Genomic DNA, 3,252 nt, shown 5'->3' with positions numbered 1-3,252 from the left:
CTGAACGATCCGGAGAACCAAGCCGTACTGCTCGCGTGGAAGCTGCCCCTGATGCTGAGCTGCCCACTGCATGGCTGCTGGCTGGAATCCTATTGGGGCGTGCCAGGGCGGTTTCTCGGCTGGGAGAACGCCGACGCCGAACCGCGCACTGCCAGCGACGCGATTGCGGCGATGGACCAGCGTACCTGGCAGGCACTGACGACCGGCCACGTGGAGTTGCCGCGCCGACGCATCCACGCCGGATTGTGGTTTAGGCTGCTACGCACGCTGCTCGATGAGCTGAACACCCCGCTTTCGACGTGCGGCACCTACGCGGGGTATCTCCGCCAAATCTGGGAATGCTGCGGGCATCCGCTGCGTGCTGGGCAAAGTCTGTGGCGACCGTATGAAACCCTGAACCCGGCAGTACGGTTGCAGATGCTGGAGGCGGCGGCAACGGCAATCAGCTTGATTGAGGTGAGGGATATAAGCCCGCCAGGCGAGCACGCAAAGCTATTCTGGTCCGAGCCCCAAACCGGGTTCACCAGTGGCCTGCCGGCGAAAGCGCCGAAGCCCGAACCCGTCGATCACTGGCAGCGTGCAATCCAGGCCATTGATGAGGCCATCATTGAAGCACGACACAACCCCGAGACGGCACGCTCGCTGTTCGCGTTGGCTTCCTATGGTCGGCGCGACCCCGCTTCCTTGGAACAGTTGCGCGCCACCTTCGCGAAGGAAGGCATCCCCCCGGAATTTCTGTCACATTATGAGCCTAGCCTACCCTTTGCATGCCTTAGACAGAATGACGGGTTAAGTGACAAATTTTGACGTGCAGAGCTTCCCGATGCAAACTGTCACATAATCGAACGTATATGTGACAGGTACAAGATGCTGATTGGCTACATGCGAGTATCGAAGGCGGATGGCTCCCAGGCGACGGACTTGCAGCGCGATGCGCTGGTCGCGGCCGGTGTTGATCCGGCGCATCTCTATGAAGACCAAGCGTCCGGAAAACGCGAGGATCGTCCCGGTCTGGCGAGCTGTCTGAAGGCACTACGGCCAGGCGACACGTTGGTCGTTTGGAAACTGGATCGGCTCGGGCGCGACCTGCGCCATCTGATCAATACCGTCCATGACCTGACCGGACGCGGCATCGGCCTCAAGGTGCTGACCGGGCACGGCGCGGCCATTGACACCACGACCGCCGCCGGCAAGCTGGTCTTCGGTATCTTCGCCGCGCTGGCCGAGTTCGAGCGCGAGTTGATCGCCGAGCGCACCGTGGCGGGCCTGGCCTCAGCACGGGCACGCGGCCGGAAAGGCGGCCGGCCGTTCAAGATGACCGCCGCCAAGCTGCGGCTGGCGATGGCGGCAATGGGGCAGTCAGAGACCAAGGTCGGCGACCTGTGCCAGGAACTTGGCATCACGCGGCAGACCCTGTATCGGCATATTTCACCCAAGGGCGAGCTACGTCCAGATGGCGAGAAGCTACTCAGCCGAATTTGATGCCGACATGAGGCGACGTAGCGAAAGCGTGGTTTGTCTCAATTTGACGGCGGCGAACCGCAAGCGTTCGGTTCGCCGCTCGTTTCGGTCGCAGTGCTGGCCCGCGCCTGGAAACGTTGATAACACTCCAGCCCGCAGAAGTGCTCGACGTACTCCGCGCCTTCCGGTGTGAAGGCGGCATCGAGCGGAATTTCCTTGCAGCACACGCAGCAACTGGTGGCGGTCGGATCATTTGCATTCATGGTGGCACCCCTCCATTGACTGACGAAGACGGCGAATGCCGCCGCCGGCATCGGCTTTGCGAACAGAAAGCCTTGCCCGCGCTCGAACGCTTGGGCCCTCCGCCGTAGTCCATCCATCCGGCCGGGAAGCGCTCATGATCTTTCCCTGAATGCCCGCAACGCCCGCGCCAGTGACAGAAGAAACAGGCCGGTCAAACCGAGCGCCGTGATGACCCAATACTCGACAAGGAATGCACCGGCGGTTGTGCCGGCCAGCACGGCAGCGAGGATGGACAGGTGGCAGGGGCAAGTCAGCACGGCCAGCGTGCCCCACAGGTAGCCGGTGAACGGTTTGTGCGTCTCGGCCGGCATGCGCTCGGGGCTGTTCATGGCAAACTCTCCGCATGCTGTGCCGGCGCGGTCGGCATGGCGGCCAACTGCACTTCCAGATTGGCCAACGCTTCGCGCCGGCGTTCGACGAACTGACGCAGCACAGCAAGCTGCGCGGCAGTTTCATCGCAGTTCGCCGCATCCAGCGCCCGGCACAGCCGCGCCAATGCGCCGAGGCCGATGCCCGCCTCGAAGGCGGCCCGCACGAAGCACAGTCGCTGCAAGGCGGCGTCATCGAACAGGCCGTAGCCACCCGTGGTGCAGGCGACTGGCCGCAGCAATCCGCGCAGCAGGTAGTCGCGCACGATATGCACGCTCACCCCGGCATCAAGGGCCAGCCGGGACACCGTGTAGGCGTTCATCGAACACCTCCTTTTGGTCGGTTCACGGCAATGCATATACCGTTTCGCCGAGTTCAATCCGCGCGCTGCGAATCCGATGCCGGTGCCGTAGAACATTGGGTCGATATCCGATCACGGTGTCCTAGATGACATGGTCTGCAACAGATGTCGATTAAACTCCTGGCCCAAGCCGAAAGCCTCGTGGACACTGACGATCGCCAATCCTTCCAATCCTTGATGCTTGGAGGCCCAGTCTTCCGCCGTCGGGACAGATGCAAAGAAATGTACATGGCAACAGAAGGACTGACGAACGTCGGCTGCTTCCTGCGGCAATACCAAGGACACCGCCATGCCGGCAGGTTCGACAGCCTGTATCTCGCTGGGTGAAACCGTGAGTGAAACGGGTGCTCCGGTTGCAGCGCAATGCGATGAGACGCGAGCTGTACGGCCGATCAGCGCCGGAAATATCAAGGTGTCCAGCGCGCACCAGGCATACAGACGGCGGTCGTCAATTTCAAAGACATACGAAGTCTCGCGCAAGGTGAGGCCGTAGCCGATGATGTTCCCATCTTTGTCATATTCGGTACTGGTGGCCTGTTCGAGTACGGCGGCCACTCGCTCAGCGGGCCAGTCGAGAATCCCGGCAAGTGTCGTTCGTGAAACCGGACGCCCCTTGGCGAGTTCCCGCAGTAGCGGGACCAAGAGATCCGCAGTACCATTGGTACGATTGACCGAAGTGAGACGTTCTAAAATATATGGGGCGAGCTTCATGGTTCCATCTCCTTTCATCCTGCGCAGCAGGACAATTGTTTGACATC

The 3,252-nt window shown here is 61.5% G+C and carries 5 protein-coding genes and 1 pseudogene; 2 read left to right on the top strand and 4 right to left on the bottom strand.

From position 1 onward, the window contains the following. Both N5J73_RS24100 and N5J73_RS24095 read left to right on the top strand, forming a co-directional pair. Nucleotides 1-807 (top strand): transposase (locus N5J73_RS24100; protein WP_279941376.1); only part of this gene is annotated, 807 nt, incomplete at its 5' end. A gap of 60 nt (nt 808-867) precedes the next feature. Beyond that, on the top strand, nt 868-1,482 hold the full coding sequence (locus N5J73_RS24095) for a recombinase family protein (RefSeq protein ID WP_010981357.1): 615 nt from the start codon (nt 868-870) through the stop codon (nt 1,480-1,482). A 38-nt stretch (nt 1,483-1,520) separates the two neighbouring features. Here the strand turns inward: N5J73_RS24095 and N5J73_RS24090 are convergent. The 4 genes and pseudogenes from N5J73_RS24090 to merB form a co-directional block, all read right to left on the bottom strand. Beyond that, a pseudogene (locus N5J73_RS24090) lies at nt 1,521-1,802 on the bottom strand (DUF3330 domain-containing protein); the annotation flags it as partial. A gap of 54 nt (nt 1,803-1,856) precedes the next feature. Further along, complete coding sequence (gene merE / locus N5J73_RS24085; protein WP_005413392.1) at nt 1,857-2,093, bottom strand: broad-spectrum mercury transporter MerE; 237 nt, start codon at nt 2,091-2,093, stop codon at nt 1,857-1,859. Beyond that, the gene (gene merD, locus N5J73_RS24080; RefSeq protein ID WP_000995361.1) at nt 2,090-2,455 is read right to left on the bottom strand and encodes a mercury resistance co-regulator MerD; all 366 of its coding nucleotides are present in this window, start codon (nt 2,453-2,455) and stop codon (nt 2,090-2,092) included. Before merD ends, merE begins: the two co-directional genes overlap by 4 nt. A gap of 111 nt (nt 2,456-2,566) precedes the next feature. After that, entirely contained in the window at nt 2,567-3,205 is a 639-nt protein-coding gene (merB, locus tag N5J73_RS24075; protein ID WP_000761850.1) for an organomercurial lyase MerB, read from the bottom strand. Between the last annotated feature and the right edge of the window lie 47 nt (nt 3,206-3,252).

The sequence above is a fragment of the Stenotrophomonas sp. GD03654 genome (assembly GCF_029845105.1).
Classification (GTDB): Bacteria; Pseudomonadota; Gammaproteobacteria; order Xanthomonadales; family Xanthomonadaceae; genus Stenotrophomonas; species Stenotrophomonas africana.
The sequence above is the reverse complement of the archived record's forward strand: the minus strand, read 5'-3'. Positions and strand labels throughout refer to the sequence as shown.

Bases quoted from the DNA above. Each gene is read 5' to 3' on its own strand.
- N5J73_RS24095 (WP_010981357.1), top strand. From the start codon at position 868: ATGCTGATTGGCTACATGCGAGTATCGAAGGCGGATGGCTCCCAGGCG.
- merE (WP_005413392.1), bottom strand. From the start codon at position 2,093: ATGAACAGCCCCGAGCGCATGCCGGCCGAGACGCACAAACCGTTCACC.
- merD (WP_000995361.1), bottom strand. From the start codon at position 2,455: ATGAACGCCTACACGGTGTCCCGGCTGGCCCTTGATGCCGGGGTGAGC.
- merB (WP_000761850.1), bottom strand. From the start codon at position 3,205: ATGAAGCTCGCCCCATATATTTTAGAACGTCTCACTTCGGTCAATCGT.